The sequence below is a fragment of the Agromyces mediolanus genome (genome assembly GCF_023715325.1).
GTDB classification, from domain to species: domain Bacteria; phylum Actinomycetota; class Actinomycetes; order Actinomycetales; family Microbacteriaceae; genus Agromyces; species Agromyces mediolanus_A.
In genome coordinates this window covers 176036-193181 of sequence record NZ_JAMBNX010000005.1, presented here as the reverse complement: position 1 = coordinate 193181, position 17146 = coordinate 176036, and the positions used below count along the sequence as shown (strand labels likewise).

The window sequence follows — 17146 nt, the reverse complement described above, 5'->3', positions numbered from 1 at the left end:
TTCCCGCTGCGGGCCCCGCCGGGGTGCGGGAGACTGGGCGCATGGTCCAGCCGTCGCTGCATGAGCTCCTCGCCACCGCCCGCGTCGTCGCCCTGCCGCTCGTGACCCGCTTCCGCGGCATCGACGTGCGCGAGGCGCTGCTCCTCGAGGGCCCGGAGGGGTGGACCGAGTTCAGCCCCTTCGCCGAGTACGGCGACGAGGAGGCCGCCGTCTGGCTCGCCGCCGCGATCGACTTCGGGTGGACGACGCCGCCGGCGCCGCTGCGCGACCGCATGCCGGTGAACGCGACCGTGCCCGCCGTCGACCCCGACAGCGTGCCGGCCGTGCTCGCCCGCTTCCCCGGCTGCCGCACGGCGAAGGTGAAGGTCGCGGCGGCCGACCAGACGCTCGCGCAGGACGTCGCGCGCGTCGCGGCCGTGCGCCGGGCGCTGGGCCCCGAGGGCCGGGTCCGGCTCGATGCGAACGGCGGATGGACGGTCGACGAGGCCGAGCGCGCGGTGCACGCGCTCGCGGAGTTCGACCTCGAGTACCTCGAGCAGCCGTGCGCCACGGTCGAGGAGCTCGCCGAGATCCGCGAGCGCACCGCGTACCTCGGCATCCCCGTCGCCGCCGACGAGAGCGTCCGCCGGGCGGCCGACCCGCTCGCCGTCGCCGAGGCGGGCGCGGCGGATCTCCTCGTGGTGAAGGCGGCGCCCCTCGGCGGCATCCGCCGGGCGCTCGAGATCGTCGAGCGCGCGGGGCTGCCGGTGAACGTGTCGAGCGCGCTCGACACGAGCGTCGGGCTCGCGATGGGCGCGCACCTCGCCGCCGCGGTCCCCGAGCTCCCGTTCGACTGCGGGCTCGGCACCGCCTCGCTCCTGGCGGCGGATGTCACGGCCGAACCCTTGGCACCCGAGGACGGCACGGTGCCGGTGCGTCGGGTGGTGCCCGACCCGGTGCTGCTCGACCGCTACGCGGCCGATGCCGAGCGCACGAGCTGGTGGCTCGCCCGGCTCGAGCGCTGCTTCGCGGAGCTCAACCGGTGATCGTCGCGCGGTCGAGGTAGGCGCTGATCGCGTCGCGGTTCCGCGCGAGGCAGCCGATGCGCTGCTCGAGTTGCGCACGCCGCTCGGCGAGCGTCTCGGCGAGCTCCTGCGCGATGACCGGCGCCTCGACCACCGAGGTGCTCGCGAGGCAGGGCAGCATGTCGAGGATGACGGCGGTCGGGATGCCCGCCTCGATCAGCCCGCGCACCTGGTTCACGCGCTCGACGGCGGGCTCCGGGTAGTCGCGGTACCCGTTCGACTGGCGGCTCGAGGAGACGAGCCCCTGCTCCTCGTAGTAGCGGAGCAGGCGGGTCGACACCCCGGTGCGGTCCGCGAGTTCGCCGATGCGCATGACGTCCTCCTTCATCCGGCTTGACCTTCACACTAGTGTCAAGGTTTCAGACTGGCGACATGACCGCTCCGATCACCGACTCCACCCCCGCCGTCGAACCGCGGCGCGCGGCCGCGGCATCCGCCCGCTCCAGCCGACGACTGCCGTTCAACGCACTCCTCGCCCTCGCCGCGATCGTCTTCACCGGCGTCGTCACCGAGATCATGCCGGCCGGCCTGCTGCCGCTCATGAGCGCCGAGCTCGGGGTCTCCGAATCGCAGATCGGCTCGCTCGTCGCCGTGTACGCGCTGACGACCGCGGTCACCGCCATCCCGCTCACGGCGCTCACCCGGGGCATCCCGCGCAAGCCGCTGCTCCTCGCCCTCGTCGCCGGCTTCATCCTCGTGAACGCGGCGACCGCCCTCGCGGGCGACTACCTCACGATCCTCGTGGCGCGCATCCTCGGCGGCATGCTCGCCGGGCTCCTCTGGGCGATGGCCGCGGGCTACGCGATGCGGATGGTGCCGCCCGCCCACTCGGGGCGGGCGCTGTCCGTCGCGATGGTCGGCACCCCGCTCGCCTTCGCCTTCGGACTGCCGATCGCGACGAGCCTCGGTACGGCGCTCGGCTGGCGGGCCGCCTTCGCCGTGATGGCGGCCCTCGCCGCCGGCCTCGCGATCTGGGCCGCCGCGGCGCTGCCCGCCTTCCGCGGCGAGCGCGCCGCCGAGCGGCCCGGCCTCCGGCAGGTGCTGCGGCTGCCCGGGCTCGCCGCCGTGCTCGCGACGACCGCCGCGTTCGTGCTCGCGCACAACGTCGCGTACACGTACATCGCCCCGCTCACCGTGGCCTCCGGCGTGGCCGCGCACCTCGATCTCGCGCTGCTGCTCTTCGGCGGCTTCGCGGTCGCGGGCGTGCTCACCGCGGGCGCCCTGGTCGATCGGCATCTGCGCGCGATGGTGCTGATCTCCGCGGCCGCGCTCGGCGTCGCCATGGTCGCGATCGGGCTCGCCGCAGCGCAGCCCGTCGTCGTGCTCGTCGCGATCGCGCTGTGGGGCCTCGCCTACGGCGGGGCGCCGACGCTGCTGCAGGCCGCGCCCGCCCGGATCGCCGGCGAGGCCGCCGACGTCGCCCAGTCGATGGTGGTCGCGACCTGGAACGGCTCGATCGCGGTCGGCGCGCTCCTCGGCGGGGTCGCGCTGGACGCGCTCGGCGTCGGCTCGCTGCCCTGGCTCGCGCTCGGGCTCGTCGCGGTCGCCACCCTCATCGCGGCGGCCGTGCGGACCGCATTCGCCCGCCTGCCCCGCGCCTGATCACCGCCGCTCACCGCCGCCCAACCGCCTGATCACCGCCGCCCACCCTCTGACCGCCGCCCCTCACCCTCGAGGGGGTCGCATTCCGGCATCCGCACGGCGAGGAGGCCGGCCGGATGTCGCGAAACGACCCTCTCGGGGCGGGGGCGGGGCGGGGCGGGGCGGGGGCGGGGGCGCGTCAGAGCAGGGCGGAAGGGCGGGTCAGAGCAGGCCGGAGTAGGCGTGCAGGCCCTTGAAGAACAGGTTCACCACGGTGAAGTTGAAGAGCACCGTCGAGAAACCGATGATCGCGAGCCACGCCGAGCGCGAGCCACGCCAGCCGCGCGTCGCCCGGGCGTGGATGTAGCCGGCGTAGACCACCCAGATGATGAAGGTCCACACCTCCTTGGTGTCCCAGCCCCAGTAGCGACCCCATGCGGCCTCGGCCCAGATCGCGCCGGCCATCAAGGTGAAGGTCCACAGGATGAAGCCGACGATCGTGACCCGGTAAGCGAGGTTCTCCAGGGTGGACGAGTCGGGCAGGGTCGCGAGGAACGACTTCTTCGCCGCCTTCGCCGAGGCGACGAGCGACTCTCGGCGGGACTGCATGAGCTGCACCACCGAGAGCGCGAAGCTCAGGGCGAAGAAGCCGACCGAGGCCGTCGCCACGAACACGTGGATGACGAGCCACGCCGACTGCAGCGCCGGAGGCAGGGGGACCACCGAGACGTAGAAGTTCACGGTCGCGGCACCGAGCAGCACGAGCACGAGCCCGCTGACGAAGGTGCCGAGGAAGCGCAGATCGTGCTTGGCGACGAGGAGCACGATGAGGAAGACCGTCGTGATGATGAGCGTGCCGGTGAGGGCGAACTCGTACATGTTGGCCCACGGCACCCGGCCCGCGGCGAGGCCGCGGAGCACGGTCGCCGTGAGGTGGAGCAGCCAGGCGAGCACCGTCATCGCGACGCCGACGCGCAGCGCCGGCGAGCGACCGTAGGCGACGCTCGCGCCGTCGGCGGTGGCGCTGCGCCAGCGCGAGGAGCGGCCCGGCGTCTCGCCGCTTCCGGCGCCTCCGGACGCCCTCGGCGTGGCGGCGGTCGCCGAGGCGACCCGCAGCGCACCGACCCTCTCGCGCTCGGCGACCGGCAGCTCGGCGGCGCCATCCGTCACCAGCCCGGGTTCGTCGGCCGCTCTGGCCGCGGCGGCCCCGCGCTTCGCCAGGTCGATCGAGAAGGCGATGAAGGCGATGGCGTACACGGCCATGGCCGAGTACACGCTGAGCACTGAGATTTCATCGAGACTGGGCACGGATCTACCTTACGTCGTGGGCTTCGCGGTGTCTTGGGGGGTCTCGGCTTCGGCCACGGGGCCGGCGAGCTTGCTGGCGAAGGCGGCGACCGCCTCCTCGAGTCCGGGGTCCTCGCCGCGGGCGAGGCCGGCGAACTCGATCACCCGGGTGCCGTCCCGTCGGGTCGCGACCTTCACCCACATGCGGCGGCGCGGCACGAAGAGCGAGGCGAGCAGGCCGAAGAGGACCAGGATGGCGAACACCAGCGTCCAGCCCTGGGCCGGATCGTGCTGGATGTCGAACGACGCGAAGCGCTTCACGGACTCCGCGTAGTCACGGTCGGCGGCGGCACCTTCCTGCCCGGCGGCGGACGCATCGGGGGTGTCGTCGACGAACTCGACCGTGCCCCGGCCACCCGGCAGCTCGGTCTGCTCGCCCGGCTTCAGCTCGATGGAGTCGACGCCCGTGTCCCCGCCCGTGAGCTGGTCCATGCCCGAAGGGTCGAGGGTGTAGACCGAGGTCGGCGTGCCGTCGTTGATGCCGAGGTCGCCCTCGTACACGTTCAACGTGAGCACCGGCAGCACCAGGTCCGGGTAGGTGGAGGTGTAGGCCCCCGTTCCGAGCACGTCCTGCGTCGGATAGAAGAAGCCGACCATGCCGAGCTGATCGTCGAGACCGTCGGGCACCTTCACGACGCCGATGGACGTCAGGTTCGCGTCCTGCGGCAGGAACGGCACGGCGTCGTCGAACACGATCTCGCCCTGGGGGTCGCGCACCACGATGTGCGGTGCGTAGCCGTTGCCGAGCAGGAACACGTCCGTGCCACGCGTGCGCAGCGGCTCGTTGACCTTGGCCTGCGCCTTCTCGGCGGCGCCCGACTGGTCGGTGATCGTCACGTACGCGGTGAAGTCGATCGGCAGGCCGATCGCGTTCCGGTTCTGCGTCTCGTAGACCACGTCGAGCTCGCGGAGGGACAGCTTGTAGGGCGGGAGCGTGGCCGGGTCGAAGAAGCGGCCCGGGTTGAAGGAGTCGAACGCGGCGAGCGTGTTCACGAAGGACTGGCCCTCGACGATGACCCGCTGGCCGGCGAAGCCGAATCCCCCGCCGATGCCGACCGCGACCAGGATGCCCACCATCGCGGTGTGGAAGATCAGGTTCCCGGTCTCGCGGAGATAGCCGCGCTCGGCCGAGACGCTCGGCTCGCCGCGCAGATCGTAACGCTCGACACGGTACCGCGCGCGCTTCAGCAGATTCGTCGCCTCGGCGATGGCGGTCTCGGCATCCACCCCGTCCGGCAGCGGGCGCTCCGTGTAGCCCGCGAGCCGGCCGAGCCGCACGGGCGTGCGCGGCGGGCGGGCGCGCATCGCCGCGAAGTGGTGCTTCGTGCGCGGGATGATGCAGCCGATCAGGGAGACGAACAGCAGCAGGTACACCGCCGAGAACCAGGACGAGGTGTAGACGTCGAACATCTGGAACGAGTCCAGCACCGGCGCCGTGTCGGGGTGGTCGGTGAAGTACTGCGTGACGCCGTTGGGGTCGCTCGAGCGCTGCGGCACGAGCGAGCCCGGCACCGCCGCGATCGCGAGCAGCAGGAGCAGCAGGATGGCGGTGCGCATGCTCGTGAGCTGGCGCCAGCCGAACCGCAGCCAGCCGACGAAGCCGAGCTTCGGCTGCGACACCCCCGGGCCGTCGCCCGGCGCGGGCTCCGGCGAGTCGAAGTGGTCGGCCGGACGCAGCGGGTCGACGCCGCCGGAGCGGTCAGAGGACGAGGTCGATACCACTCATCACCCCTTGCAGATCGCTCATCCACGCGGTCCACAGCCCGGACACCATGATCACGCCGATCAGGATGAGCAGGCCGCCGCCGATGAGGTTGATGGTGCGGATGTGCCGGCGCAGGAACGCCAGCGCCCCGGTCGCCCAGCCGAAGCCGAACGCGACGAGGAGGAACGGGATGCCGAGGCCGACGCAGTACGCGAGGCCGAGGATGGCCCCCCGCCACGCCGACTCCGCGTTCAGGCTGAGGCTCAGCACGGCGGCGAGCGCCGGACCCATGCAAGGGGTCCAGCCGATCCCGAAGACCACGCCGAGCAGCGGGGCGCCGCCGAGTCCGGTGGCGGGCCGCCAGCTGGGCTTCAGCTGCCGCTGCAGGAAGGTGAACTGGCCGACGAAGACGAGACCCATCACGATCATGAAGACGCCGAGCACCCTCGTGATCGGGTCCTGCCAAGCCCGCAGCCACGCGCCCGCCGCCCCCGCGAGCGAGGCGTAGACGAGGAAGACGACCGTGAAGCCGGCGATGAAGAGCAGCACGCCGAGCAGGAGCCTGCGGCGGTTGCGGCGCTCGGCCAACGCGTCGGCCGAGGCGTCCGTGAAGCCGCCGAGGTAGCCCAGGTAGCCGGGCACGAGGGGCAGCACGCACGGGGAGAGGAAGGAGATGATGCCGGCCGCCATCGCGATCGGGATCGCGACGATCAGCTGGCCGCTGAAGACGAGTTCGCCGGGCGTCATCGCCGGCCTCCGAGGTGACTCACGTGCGTCACTGCTCCTCGAGGAGCTTGTCGACGAGGCCGCGGAGGATCGAGGCGTCCTCCAGCTCGCCGAGCACGCGCGCGGCGACCCGGCCCTCTCGGTCGAGCACGATCGTCGTCGGCACCGCCGCCGGCGGCACGTCGCCCGCGAAGGCGAGCTGGACATCGCCGGAGTCGACGTCGAGGATCGACGGGTACCGCACCCCGTAGTCCTCCTCGAACGAACGGGCGGTGCCCGCCTGGTCGCGCACGTTCACGCCGACGAAGAGCACCTCGCCCTCGCCGGAGCCGTACGCCTCGTAGACCTCCTGCAGGATCGGCGCCTCGGCCCGGCAGGGCGCGCACCCCGCGTACCAGAAGTTCACGACCGTCACGTCGCCGTCGGCATTCGCCGAGTCGAAGGCGCCTCCGTCGACCGTCGGGCCGGTGAAGGACACCGGCTCGCCCCGCGAGGCGGTGTCGAACTCGGAGATGGTGCCGTCGCCGGCGATGTAGTTCTTCCCGCTGCCTTCGAGGTACTGCTCGGCGAGGGGGTCGCTCGCGCAGCCGGCCAGCACCACGATCGAGGCCGCCGCGAGGGCTGTGGCGACCACCAACTTCTTCATCAGACTGCTCCTACATCGCTCGCCCCGGCCGCGAGGGTGGCGGCAGGGTCCCGGTACCCGATCTCGACGAGACCGCGAGCCGCCGCCGAGGAGGGTTCGAGCGTCGTGATGCTCGACAGCGCACAGCGGCGCCGCCTCGGGTCGTGCGCGAGCGGCTGCCCGGCGAGGTGCAGGTGGGTCATCCAGATCGGCATCTGGTGGCTCACGACGACGACGTCGCCGCCGTCGACGGAGGCCGAGGCATCCACGATCGCCGCCACCATCCGCGCGACGACCGCGCGGTACGGCTCGCCCCAGCCGGGGCGCCACGGGTTCATCAGCGCGGGCCAGTTCGTGGGATTGCGCAGCGAGCCGCCGGGGCCGCGCATGCGCGTGCCCTCGAATCGGTTCGTGGGCTCGATGACCCGCTCGTCGATGATGGGCTCGAGCTCGAAGGCGGCGGCGATCGGCGCGGCCGACTCCCGGGTGCGCTGCAGCGGCGAGACGACGAGCGCGCTGACCGACCGTCCGCGCGCGACGAGATCTGCCGCGGCGGCCTCGGCCATGCGACGGCCGAGCTCGGAGAGCCCGTACCCCGGCAGCCGACCGTAGAGCACGCCCTGGGGGTTCGACACCTCGCCATGGCGCACGAGATGGATTTGCTCGGCCGGCACGGGTCCAATTCTAAGTTGGGGGTCCCTATGAATCCGCCGAGACTCCGCCTCCCGCGGCACGCCGGTAGGATAATGCGGTGACTCACCGCACCCTCATCCAGGACCTGGCCGCGCTCCCCGACGGCCCCGTGACCGTCGCCGGCTGGGTGGAGACCGTCCGCGATCAGAAGAAGGTGCAGTTCATCATCCTGCGCGACGAGTCGGGCGCCGCCCAGCTCGTGAACCCGGCGACGCGCCCTTCGACCGGCTCAGGCCCTTCGACGGGCTCAGGGAACCAGACGGACGACGCGCCCGCCGAGGGCCCCGGCTCCGCCGCCGCCCTCGCGCTGACCGAGTCCATCTCGGCGCTCTCGCACGGCACCTTCGTGCGGGTCACGGGCGAGCTGAAGCACGACGAGCGCGTGAAGCTCGGCGGGCTCGAGGTGAAGATCGGCTCGCTCGAGGTCGTGAGCGAGGCGCTCGAGACGCCCATCGCCGCCGACTCCTCGCTCGACAAGCGCCTCGACTGGCGTTTCCTCGACCTGCGCCAGCCGAAGCAGAGCCTGATCTTCCGGGTGCAGACGACCTTCCTGCACGCGCTGCGCAACGTCTGGGTCGAGAAGGGCTTCATCGAGATCCAGACCCCGAAGCTCATGGCGAGCGCCTCGGAGTCGCGCGCCGAGCTCTTCCAGCTCGAGTACTTCGAGACGGTCGCGTACCTCGCGCAGAGCCCGCAGTTCTTCAAGCAGATGGCGCAGTCGGCCGGCTTCGGCGGCATCTTCGAGGTCGGCCCGGCGTTCCGCGCCGACCCGTCCTTCACCTCGCGCCACGCCACCGAGTTCACTTCGATCGACACCGAGTTCAGCTGGATCGACTCGCATGAAGACGTCATGGCGCTGCACGAGGAGCTCATCGTCGCGGGCTTCCAGGCCGTGGCCGACAAGCACGGCGACGAGATCCGCGAGCTCTTCGACGTCGAGGTGACGGTGCCGCAGCGCCCGTTCCCCCGCATCCCGCTCGCCGAGGCGAAGCGCATCGTCGCCGAGCAGGGCTACGTCATCCCCCGCGCCGACGACGACATGGACCCCGAGGGCGAGCGCCGCATCTCGCAGTACGTGCGCGAGACGTACGGGCACGAATTCGTCTTCCTCACCGACTACGCGTCGAGCATCCGGCCGTTCTACCACATGCGTCACGAAGGCGACCCGTCGCTCACGAACTCGTACGACCTGATCTTCAACGGCGTCGAGATCTCGACGGGCGCGCAGCGCGAGCACCGCGTGGAGGTGCTCGAGGCGCAGGCCCGCGAGAAGGGGCTCGAGCCCGAGGAACTCTCGTTCTACCTCGACTTCTTCCGCTACGGCGTGCCCCCGCACGGCGGCTTCGGCATGGGTCTCGCGCGCGTGCTGATGCTGATGCTGGGCGAGTCGTCGATCCGCGAGACCACGTACCTCTTCCGCGGCCCCACCCGCCTGCTGCCCTAACCGGCTCGCCGCCCGCCGGCGCGCGGGGCGCGCGGCGGCCGTAGGCTCGGAGCATGACCGCCGCCATCACGCCCATGCTCCGCATCGAGGGCGGGACGTTCCGCATGGGCTCGAACGAGTTCTACGCCGACGAGACCCCCGTGCACGAGCGCACCGTCGCCGGATTCGAGCTCGACCTGCATCCGGTCACGACCGAGCAGTTCGCCGCCTTCGTCGCGGACACGGGCTACGTCACGGTCGCCGAACGCCCGCTCGACCCGGCCGACTTCCCCGGCGCCGACCCCGCCGAGCTCGTGCCCGGCGGCCTCGTCTTCACGCCCACGGCCGGCCCCGTCGACCTCCGCGACTGGCGGCAGTGGTGGCGCTGGGGGCCCGGCGCCAGCTGGCGGCATCCCTTCGGCGCGGCTCCCGAGGGCGAGCCGGCCTTCGACGCCCTCGCCGAGCGTCCGACGCATCCGGTCGTCCAGGTCTCCTTCGAGGATGCCTCGGCCTACGCCGCTTGGGCCGGCAAACGCCTGCCGACGGAGGCCGAGCTCGAGTTCGCCGCCCGCGGCGGGGTCGACGGCGCCCGCTTCGCCTGGGGCGACGAGGAGTTCCCGCGCGACGCGGAGCATCCCGACGGGCGGCTGATGGTGAACCGCTGGCAGGGCTCGTTCCCGTACCGAAACACGGGCGCCGAGGGCTGGGTCGGCACGAGCCCGGTGATGACCTTCCCGGCGAACGGTTACGGCCTCTACGACGTCACGGGCAACGTCTGGGAGTGGACGAGCGACTTCTACACCGAGCGCCACGTCGTGCCCGGGGCGGCGGACGCCGCGGTCGACGCCGGCACCCGGCCGAACCTGCTCGCCGCCGCCTCCGCCGAGCCCGGCTCGCGCATCCCGCGACGGGTGCTGAAGGGCGGCTCGCACCTCTGCTCCCCCGACTACTGCCTGCGCTACCGCCCGTCGGCCCGCTCACCGCAGGCCGACGACTCGGCGACGACGCACATCGGCTTCCGCTGCGCGCGCTGAACGGGAGCGCCACACCCCACGGCGAGCTAGCCCGCGGCGAGCTACCCCACGGCGAGCTAGCCCGCGGCGAGGGGCGCCGCCGTCGCCGCCTCGAGCGTCGGATAGACGCGGCCCGCGCGCTCCATGCCCGCGAACCAGGCACCGCGCCGGGCCATCGCCGCCCCCGACTCGGGCACCGCGGCGAGGCGCAGCTCGATGCCCATCCCGCCGAGCTCCCGATCGAGATCGGCGAGCATGTCGAGCACGGTGATCGACGTCGTCTCGAGGCGGGTCAGCTCGAGGGCGATGGCCGAGACCCCGGCGCGCCCGGTGACGAGGGCGAGCACCGCCTGCTCGTAGGCGAGCGCGTTCGCGGTGAACATGCCGCCGAGCAGCCGCACGGGCAGCACCCCCGCCCGTGACTCCCCCGCCTCCACTCGGACCCGCCCGAGCTCGCGGAAGATGACGACGAAGGTCGCCGCGAGGCCGATGAGCACCGCGTAGAGCAGGCCGGCGCTGAGCCCCACCACGGCGGTCAGCGCCGCGATCCAGAAGTCGTTGCGGCTCGTGCGCCAGAGCTCGACGATCGCGCCGACTTCGACGAGCCCGATCACCGCGACGAACACGAGTGAGGCGAGCGTCGCCTGCGGCAGCAGACTCAGCACCGGGCCGAGGAACAGCGCCACGAGCACCGCGAGCACCACGGTCGTGAGCGAGGCGAGCTGCGAGCGCGCCCCGGCTCCCTGGTTCACGGCGCTCTGCGAGAAGCCCCCGGCGGCCGGCAGGGTCTGGAAGAAGGGGCCGAGGGTGTTCGCCGCTCCCGTGGCGAACAGCTCCCGGTTGCTGTCGATCTGCGGCTCGCCGGGCTTGCGGATGCCTCGGGCGACCGCCGCCGACTCGAGGAACGCCATCATGGCGATCGCGAGCGCCCCGGGCAGCATGCCCCCGAAGTGGGCGAACGACGGCAGTTCGAACGCGGGGAAGCCCTGCGGGACCGCGGCGATGAGGTCGACGCCGAAGCGGTCGATGCCCGCGAGCCAGACGAGGAGGATCCCGGCGGCGACGACGACGAGCGGCCCCGGCACCCGCTTCGCGAACCGCTTCAGCAGGAACAGCGCCGCGATCGATCCCACGGACAGCAGCACGGTCGGCAGATTCGCCCCCGGCAGCGCCTCGACGGCCGCGACGATGGAGCGGATGAAGCCGTGCCCCGTGAACTCGGCATCCTCTCCGAGCAGCTTCGGCAGCTGACCGACGGCGACGGTCGCACCCACGCCGACCTGCACGCCGATGATCGTCGGCTTCGAGATGTACTCGACGGCCGACCCGGCCTTCAACAGTCGGGCGAGCAGCAGGATGAGCCCGACGAGCAGGGTGAGCGCCATGAGGTCGGGCACCGGGTCGTCCGAGTCGGCTGCGACGCCCGCGCTCACGAGCGTCGTCGCGGTGAGGGTCGCGATGGTCGAGGTCGTCGACACGCTCATGGCGCGGGAGCCGCCGAGCATCGCATAGACGAACATCGGCACCATGCAGGTGTAGAGCCCGAGCTGCACGGGCAGGTTCGCGATGGTCGCGTACGCCATCGCCTGCGGCACGACGACGGCCCCGGCGGAGAGACCGGCCAGCAGGTCGCGCGGGATGGACGACGGCCGGTACCCCGCGAGGGTCGGCAGCAGGAGCCGCCCCCTGCGGGCGGCGGCGGTCTCCGGCATCCTCAGCCCTCCGGGAAAATCCGCGACCAGTCGCGCTTCACGCTCACGACGGTGACGCCACGATCGGATGCCTCGGCGAGCGCCCGCTCGGCGCCCGCGTCGTACGGCGCATCGCCCCGACCGGTGTCGTCGTCGTGGTGGACGAGCAGCGCGAGCCCGCCGCCGGCGCGCGCGTAGGCGAGCATCGGCAGGTCCCCGTTCGAGTTGCCGCCCGCGATCACCGGGCGCCGGCCGATCCGGCTCCAGATGCGCACGGGCTTCTCCGGACCGTCGTCCAAGAAGTCGAGCCCCGCGGTGTAGCGCACGTCGCCCGTGTCCTCGTCGAACTCGAGCCCGAGCGCCGAGCCGACGACGTGCTCCGGCGGGATGCCGTAGTACTGCTCCGTCATCGGCCGCATGAAGTCGCGCTCGCCGCTCGAGACCAGGTACACGGTGAAGCCGTTCGCCTCGAGCTCACGGAGCAGCTCGATCATCGGGGCGTAGACGGCGTCGGCGTACGGGGTGCCGAGGGTCAGGTGCTTCGCCTCCTCGTAGAAGCGCGACACCGAGGCGGCGTAGTCCTCGACGCTCATCCCGGCGGTGACCCCGACGACCGCCCCGATCAGAAGCTTCAGATCGGTGTCGTCCCCCTGGTAGTGCCGGTCGAGGGCGCCGCCGAGCCAGGCGTAGTCCCCGCTGACCGCCGCGCGGTACGGCTGCTTCTCGGCGAGCGTGGGGTCGGTCTCGGCCTGCCGCTTCCACTGCTCCACGATGTAGTGCAGCTGGGTCGGCATGGGTTTCTCGGTCCACAGCGTGCCGTCGTTGTCGAAGACCGCGACGCGCTCGGCCTCGGGCACGGCGTCGGGGCCGTGAGCGACGCGGTCGATGAACGACAGGATGGCCTCGCGGGTCGGGGTGTCGGCCCACGAGGGCAGCCGATCGTGGCCCGCGCTCGCCGGCACCGTCAGTCCCTCGACAGGAGCGCCGCCAACTGCTTCTCGACGTCGAGGTAGTGGTCGTCGGCGAGGTCGAAGACGACCTTGTCGATCGCCCCGCCCCGGTAGTCGAAGCGCTGTCCGGCATACGCGGCCGAGACGGCGTCGCCGCCGTCGTAGCCGACGCAGAGGCCCTCCCCGCAGAGCGTGAACTGCAGCAGGAGCGTGCGCATGGACGCGGAGGCGACGGCCTGGTCGTCGATGTAGAGGGTCATCGTGCCGGTCGGCTGGAAGTGCTCGTCCATCCCCTCCTTCTGGAACTCGACACCGAAGACGTGCTCGCCGGCCTCCGGCAGCGGCGCGTCGATGGTCTGCTCCTCCAGGCCGAGGAAGTTGTAGCTGTAGTGCAGCCGGCCGTCCTTCACGAACATCGACTGCCCGCCGAAGCGGGCCCCCTGAGCGAACACGACGCCCTCGGTGTCGGCCGCCGTGGTGAGCTCGGCGAACACCTTGAACGAACGGTTGTGCGTGTTCGCGGCCGAGTGCTCCGGCACCTCGGAGGTGCCCGGGTAGTAGATGAAGCGTCCGCTCTTCGGCTGCGAGACGTGGTACTGCCGGGAGAAGTACTCGGCCAGCTCCTCGGGCTTGCCCATGTTGTAGTCGTTCAGCGGCAGCACGTCGAACTTGCCCGCCTCCGCGTACCAGAGCGCCTTCAGCTCCTCGAGCTTGTCGGGCTGCTCGCTCGCGAGGTCGTGCACCTCCGAGCGGTCGACGTCGGTGTGGAAGAGCTGCCAGGTGTCGCTCTGGAAGCTGCCGCCCATGCCGCCGCCGCTCATCGGGCCGTGCTCGGTGACGGCCTTCCAGCCGTCGTGCCAGAGTCCTCGGCTGCCGAGCATCTCGTAGTACTGGGTGACCTTCTGCGTCGGGGTGTCGACCTCCGCGTCGAAGGAGTACCGCATCGAGACTCCGGGCAGGGGCTTCTGCGTGACGCCGTTGTACGTCTCCGGGAACGCGACCCCGCAGACGTCGAGGATCGTCGGCACGATGTCGGTGCAGTGGTGGTACTGCGTGCGCACCTCGCCCTTCGCACGGATGCCGGCCGGCCAGGAGATCACGAGCGGGTCGGCGATGCCGCCCTGGTAGGTGTAGCGCTTGAACATCTTGTACGGGGTCGAGAACGCCGCCGCCCACCCCGTCGGGTAGTGGTTGTAGGTGGCGGGCGACCCCAGCTCGTCGAGGAGCGGGAGGTTGTCCTCCATCAGGTCGGGGTACGAGTTGAAGATCTTGTTCTCGTTGACCGAGCCGTTGGGGCTGCCCTCGCCGGACGCGCCGTTGTCGGCGGCGTAGATGACGAGCGTGTTGTCGAGCTGCCCGGACTCCTCGAGGTAGTCGATGATGCGGCCGACCTGCACGTCGGTGTACTCGCTGTACGCCGCGTACACCTCGGCCATCCGGCTGAACAGCGCCTTCTCCTCGTCCGACAGCTCGTCCCAGGGGCGCACCGCGTCACCGGGGATGGACGCCTCGGGCGGCAGCGGGTTCAGCGCCGACAGCTCGGTCCCCTCGGGGAGGATGCCCCGCTCGATCATGCGCGGCAGCACCCACTCGCGGTAGGCCTCGTAGCCGTCGTCGAACTTGCCCTTGTACTTGGCGATGTAGTCCTCGGGCGCATGGTGCGGGGCGTGGTTCGCGCCCGGGCAGAACCACAGGTACCAGGGCTTCTCCGGCTCGGACTGCTTCGAGTCGCGGATGAACTCCAACGCCTTGTCGGCGAGGTCCTTCGAGAGGTGGTAGCCGTCCTCGGGCAGATACGGCTGCTCGGTGTAGTGGTTGTCCTCGACGAGGTCGGGGTACCACTGGTTCGTCTCGCCGCCGATGAAGCCGTAGAAGCGGTCGTACCCCATCGCGAGGGGCCACTCCTTCTTGCTGGAGCCCGCGGTCCAGGCGTAGACGGGCACGTTGTGGTTCTTGCCGACCCAGAACGTGGACCAGCCCGCGTCCCGCAGCACCGTCGCCATCGGCGCGCAGTCGGTGGGGATGCGGGAGCTGTACCCCGGGAAGCCGAGCGCCGTCTCGGAGATCGACGCGAAGCCGTTCTGGTGGTGGTTGCGCCCGGTGAGGAACGTCGACCGGGTCGGCGAGCACAGCGCCGTCGTATGCCACTGCGTGTACGTGAGCCCGCGATCGGCGATGCGCTGCAGGGTCGGCATCTCGATGCGGCCGCCGTAGGGCGACCAGGCGGCCTGCCCGGTGTCGTCGTAGAGGATCACCAGGACATTGGGCGCGCCATCCGGAGCCTGATCCGGCAGAAAGGCGTCCCAGTCCTCAGTCGAGTCCTTCAGGCCGATGTTGATGGTGCCACGGAATTCACGAGCCACGACGTCCCCCCGGATCATCACGGCGGTCGGCTGCGACCGCTCTCCACCGCCAACCTAGCCAGAGAGATGCGCATCGCGCTAGAGGGGTTTCGGAGGATTCAGCCGAGCAGCGCCGCTTTCAGACGCACCGGATCGACCCGCCAGTAGGTGTGCACCTCGCCGTCGATGAGCACGACGGGGATCTCCTCGGCGAAGCGCTCGGCGAGCGCCTCGTCGTCGAGGATCGACTGCTCGTCGAAGGCGATCGCGGGCGCCTCGGGAAGCTGCGCGAGCTCCTCGCGCACGGCGGTGACGACGTCTCGAGCGTCGTCGCAGAGGTGGCAGCCGGGCTTGCCGACGAGGGTGAGGCGGAGGTCTCGGGCCATCCCCTCAGCCTACGCCGCGCCTGGTCCCCCGAGCTTGTCGAGGCCCTGGTCCCCCGAGCTCGTCGAGGGGCCCGGTGGCTCCCCGAGCCCGTCGAGGGGCCCGATGGTTCCCCGAGCTCGTCGAGGGGCGCTTCGACGGGCTCAGCGAACCATCCGCTTCGACCCGCTCAGCGAACCATCCGCTTCGACCGGCTCAGCGAACCATCCGGGGACAGCGAAAAGCGCCAGGTCCGCAGACCTGACGCTCAGCCGTAGTCGAACGACTACTTCTTGTTGCGACGCTGGTGGCGCGTCTTGCGAAGAAGCTTGCGGTGCTTCTTCTTCGCCATGCGCTTGCGACGCTTCTTGATGACGGAACCCATCGAAACCTCACTGAAGATCGTGTCGGCCGCGCGTGCCGCAGCCGAGGGCCCAAAGAGCCTCGGAGTAGTCTACCCGATTCATCTGCGGGCCCCGACCGCGGCCTCGGGTAGCGTCGGAGGATGCCTGGCGCGCCGTTCACCATCCGTCCCACCCGCGAAGCGGATTGGCGCGAGGTGCGCGCCCTCCGCCTCGAAATGCTCCGCGACGAGCCCGTCGCCTACGCCGAGACGCTCGAGCACGCGCTCGACGTCGACGAGGCCGGCTGGCGCCTGCGCGCCAAGCGCGGCGAGACGCCCGGGCAGACCGCGCTCGTCGCGATCGAGGGCCAGCGCTGGATCGGCACGATGGGCGGGTACGTGCCGGATGCCGCGACGGGCCCGATGCTCGTCGGCGTCTTCGTCGCGCCAGACCGCCGCGGTGACGGGCACGGCGTCGCCCGGGAGCTGCTCGACGGGGTCGAACGCTGGGCACTCGGCCTCGGCGACACCCTGCGCCTCGAGGTGCACGAGACCAACGGTCGCGCGCGACGCTTCTACGAGAAGCTCGGGTTCACGCCCACCGGCCGCAGCCGCGAGTACGAGCTCGCGCCGGGCGGACTCGAGCTGGAGATGATCAAGCCGCTCCGCTGAACCAGGTGGTTCGCTGAGCCCGTCGAAGCGCCTGGTTCGCTGAGCCCGTCGAAGCGGCCCCTCGCCCCTCGACGAGCTCGGGGAACCAGGTGGTTCGCTGAGCCCGTCGAAGCGAATGGTTCGACGAGCTCGGGGAACCAGGCCCCTCGACGGGCTCGGGGAACCAGGGCTACTTGCGCTTGACGGCCTGCGTGACCCGCTGCGCCGTCTCGGCGAAGGCGGCGCCGAGCCGCGAGGCGAAGGCGCGCTGCTCGTCGTTCAGGGCGATGGCGGCGCTCGCGAGGGTCGCGGCGTCGGCGGCGGCATCCGATGCCGTGAACGGAATGAGCCAGTCCTCGATCGTCTCGAGCGGCTCCCGGTCGAGCCGGTAATAGCGGTGCTGTCCCTCTTCGCGGACGGCGACGAGCCCCGCCTCGCGGAGCACCTTGAGGTGCTTCGACACGGTCGGCTGGCTGACGCCGAGGGCGGCGACGATCTCGGACACGCTGATCTCCCCACCGGACGACGGCTCGCTCTGCTCGCGCTCGAGAAGCACGGCGAGGATGTCTCGCCGGGTCGAATCCGCCACCACGTCGAAGATGTCCGCCATGGTGCAAGGGTAGCCACTC

General features: G+C 71.4%; 17 protein-coding genes. 5 read left to right on the top strand and 12 right to left on the bottom strand.

The window, feature by feature from the left end:
- The first annotated feature begins 41 nt into the window (after nucleotides 1-41).
- Nucleotides 42-1025: an o-succinylbenzoate synthase gene (locus M3147_RS10850; RefSeq protein ID WP_251203487.1), complete on the top strand. Its 984-nt coding sequence runs from the start codon at nucleotides 42-44 to the stop codon at nucleotides 1023-1025.
- Here the strand turns inward: M3147_RS10850 and M3147_RS10845 are convergent.
- Complete coding sequence (locus M3147_RS10845) at nucleotides 1015-1377, bottom strand: MerR family transcriptional regulator (protein ID WP_251203486.1); 363 nt, start codon at nucleotides 1375-1377, stop codon at nucleotides 1015-1017. The genes M3147_RS10850 and M3147_RS10845 overlap by 11 nt on opposite strands.
- A 59-nt stretch (nucleotides 1378-1436) precedes the next feature.
- Here M3147_RS10845 and M3147_RS10840 point away from each other — a divergent pair, with 59 nt between their 5' ends.
- Nucleotides 1437-2666, top strand: a complete 1230-nt coding sequence (locus M3147_RS10840; protein ID WP_251203485.1) for an MFS transporter — start codon at nucleotides 1437-1439, stop codon at nucleotides 2664-2666.
- Nucleotides 2667-2867: 201 nt separating this feature from the next.
- Here M3147_RS10840 and ccsB read toward each other — a convergent pair whose 3' ends face one another.
- The 5 genes from ccsB to M3147_RS10815 are packed head-to-tail and all read right to left on the bottom strand — an operon-like array spanning nucleotide 2868 to nucleotide 7722.
- Nucleotides 2868-3908, bottom strand: a complete 1041-nt coding sequence (gene ccsB / locus M3147_RS10835; protein ID WP_251203632.1) for a c-type cytochrome biogenesis protein CcsB — start codon at nucleotides 3906-3908, stop codon at nucleotides 2868-2870.
- A gap of 54 nt (nucleotides 3909-3962) precedes the next feature.
- Nucleotides 3963-5714 (bottom strand): cytochrome c biogenesis protein ResB, encoded by a 1752-nt coding sequence (resB, locus tag M3147_RS10830; protein ID WP_251203484.1) that lies wholly within the window; start codon nucleotides 5712-5714, stop codon nucleotides 3963-3965.
- Nucleotides 5692-6444 carry a cytochrome c biogenesis CcdA family protein gene (locus M3147_RS10825; protein WP_251203483.1) on the bottom strand — a complete coding sequence of 251 codons (753 nt, stop codon included), beginning with the start codon at nucleotides 6442-6444 and terminating at the stop codon, nucleotides 5692-5694. Before M3147_RS10825 ends, resB begins: the two co-directional genes overlap by 23 nt.
- Nucleotides 6445-6472: 28 nt before the next feature.
- Nucleotides 6473-7069, bottom strand: a complete 597-nt coding sequence (locus M3147_RS10820) for a TlpA family protein disulfide reductase (protein ID WP_251203482.1) — start codon at nucleotides 7067-7069, stop codon at nucleotides 6473-6475.
- Nucleotides 7069-7722: a histidine phosphatase family protein gene (locus M3147_RS10815; RefSeq protein ID WP_251203481.1), complete on the bottom strand. Its 654-nt coding sequence runs from the start codon at nucleotides 7720-7722 to the stop codon at nucleotides 7069-7071. Before M3147_RS10815 ends, M3147_RS10820 begins: the two co-directional genes overlap by 1 nt.
- A 77-nt stretch (nucleotides 7723-7799) precedes the next feature.
- Between M3147_RS10815 and aspS the strand changes: the two genes are divergently transcribed.
- Nucleotides 7800-9185 carry an aspartate--tRNA(Asn) ligase gene (aspS, locus tag M3147_RS10810; protein ID WP_251203480.1) on the top strand — a complete coding sequence of 462 codons (1386 nt, stop codon included), beginning with the start codon at nucleotides 7800-7802 and terminating at the stop codon, nucleotides 9183-9185.
- A gap of 53 nt (nucleotides 9186-9238) precedes the next feature.
- Nucleotides 9239-10198, top strand: coding sequence for a formylglycine-generating enzyme family protein (locus M3147_RS10805; RefSeq protein WP_251203479.1), 960 nt, complete (start codon nucleotides 9239-9241; stop codon nucleotides 10196-10198).
- A 56-nt stretch (nucleotides 10199-10254) separates the two neighbouring features.
- Here M3147_RS10805 and M3147_RS10800 read toward each other — a convergent pair whose 3' ends face one another.
- From M3147_RS10800 to M3147_RS10780, 5 genes are all read right to left on the bottom strand, one after another.
- Nucleotides 10255-11889, bottom strand: a complete 1635-nt coding sequence (locus tag M3147_RS10800) for a SulP family inorganic anion transporter (protein ID WP_251203478.1) — start codon at nucleotides 11887-11889, stop codon at nucleotides 10255-10257.
- A gap of 2 nt (nucleotides 11890-11891) precedes the next feature.
- The gene (locus M3147_RS10795; RefSeq protein ID WP_251203477.1) at nucleotides 11892-12830 is read right to left on the bottom strand and encodes an HAD family hydrolase; all 939 of its coding nucleotides are present in this window, start codon (nucleotides 12828-12830) and stop codon (nucleotides 11892-11894) included.
- Between the two features lie 2 nt (nucleotides 12831-12832).
- Nucleotides 12833-15181 carry an arylsulfatase gene (locus M3147_RS10790; protein ID WP_308201063.1) on the bottom strand — a complete coding sequence of 783 codons (2349 nt, stop codon included), beginning with the start codon at nucleotides 15179-15181 and terminating at the stop codon, nucleotides 12833-12835.
- A 98-nt stretch (nucleotides 15182-15279) separates the two neighbouring features.
- Nucleotides 15280-15546 (bottom strand): glutaredoxin family protein, encoded by a 267-nt coding sequence (locus M3147_RS10785; protein ID WP_251203476.1) that lies wholly within the window; start codon nucleotides 15544-15546, stop codon nucleotides 15280-15282.
- A gap of 263 nt (nucleotides 15547-15809) precedes the next feature.
- Nucleotides 15810-15908, bottom strand: a complete 99-nt coding sequence (locus M3147_RS10780) for a 30S ribosomal protein bS22 (RefSeq protein WP_003792170.1) — start codon at nucleotides 15906-15908, stop codon at nucleotides 15810-15812.
- A 120-nt stretch (nucleotides 15909-16028) separates the two neighbouring features.
- On the opposite strand from M3147_RS10780, the gene M3147_RS10775 reads away from it, so the two are divergent.
- Nucleotides 16029-16538, top strand: coding sequence for a GNAT family N-acetyltransferase (locus M3147_RS10775; RefSeq protein WP_251203475.1), 510 nt, complete (start codon nucleotides 16029-16031; stop codon nucleotides 16536-16538).
- 169 nt (nucleotides 16539-16707) lie between these two features.
- Here M3147_RS10775 and M3147_RS10770 read toward each other — a convergent pair whose 3' ends face one another.
- Nucleotides 16708-17127 carry an ArsR/SmtB family transcription factor gene (locus M3147_RS10770; RefSeq protein WP_251203474.1) on the bottom strand — a complete coding sequence of 140 codons (420 nt, stop codon included), beginning with the start codon at nucleotides 17125-17127 and terminating at the stop codon, nucleotides 16708-16710.
- Between the last annotated feature and the right edge of the window lie 19 nt (nucleotides 17128-17146).

What these genes read in the sequence shown, in the direction of transcription:
- M3147_RS10805 (WP_251203479.1), top strand. Translation starts at nt 9,239, where the DNA reads ATGACCGCCGCCATCACGCCCATGCTCCGCATCGAGGGCGGGACGTTC.
- M3147_RS10775 (WP_251203475.1), top strand. Translation starts at nt 16,029, where the DNA reads ATGCCTGGCGCGCCGTTCACCATCCGTCCCACCCGCGAAGCGGATTGG.
- M3147_RS10820 (WP_251203482.1), bottom strand. Translation starts at nt 7,069, where the DNA reads ATGAAGAAGTTGGTGGTCGCCACAGCCCTCGCGGCGGCCTCGATCGTG.
- M3147_RS10780 (WP_003792170.1), bottom strand. Translation starts at nt 15,908, where the DNA reads ATGGGTTCCGTCATCAAGAAGCGTCGCAAGCGCATGGCGAAGAAGAAG.
- M3147_RS10840 (WP_251203485.1), top strand. Translation starts at nt 1,437, where the DNA reads ATGACCGCTCCGATCACCGACTCCACCCCCGCCGTCGAACCGCGGCGC.
- M3147_RS10825 (WP_251203483.1), bottom strand. Translation starts at nt 6,444, where the DNA reads ATGACGCCCGGCGAACTCGTCTTCAGCGGCCAGCTGATCGTCGCGATC.
- M3147_RS10785 (WP_251203476.1), bottom strand. Translation starts at nt 15,546, where the DNA reads ATGGCCCGAGACCTCCGCCTCACCCTCGTCGGCAAGCCCGGCTGCCAC.
- ccsB (WP_251203632.1), bottom strand. Translation starts at nt 3,908, where the DNA reads ATGGCCGTGTACGCCATCGCCTTCATCGCCTTCTCGATCGACCTGGCG.
- M3147_RS10845 (WP_251203486.1), bottom strand. Translation starts at nt 1,377, where the DNA reads ATGCGCATCGGCGAACTCGCGGACCGCACCGGGGTGTCGACCCGCCTG.
- M3147_RS10770 (WP_251203474.1), bottom strand. Translation starts at nt 17,127, where the DNA reads ATGGCGGACATCTTCGACGTGGTGGCGGATTCGACCCGGCGAGACATC.
- M3147_RS10800 (WP_251203478.1), bottom strand. Translation starts at nt 11,889, where the DNA reads ATGCCGGAGACCGCCGCCGCCCGCAGGGGGCGGCTCCTGCTGCCGACC.
- M3147_RS10850 (WP_251203487.1), top strand. Translation starts at nt 42, where the DNA reads ATGGTCCAGCCGTCGCTGCATGAGCTCCTCGCCACCGCCCGCGTCGTC.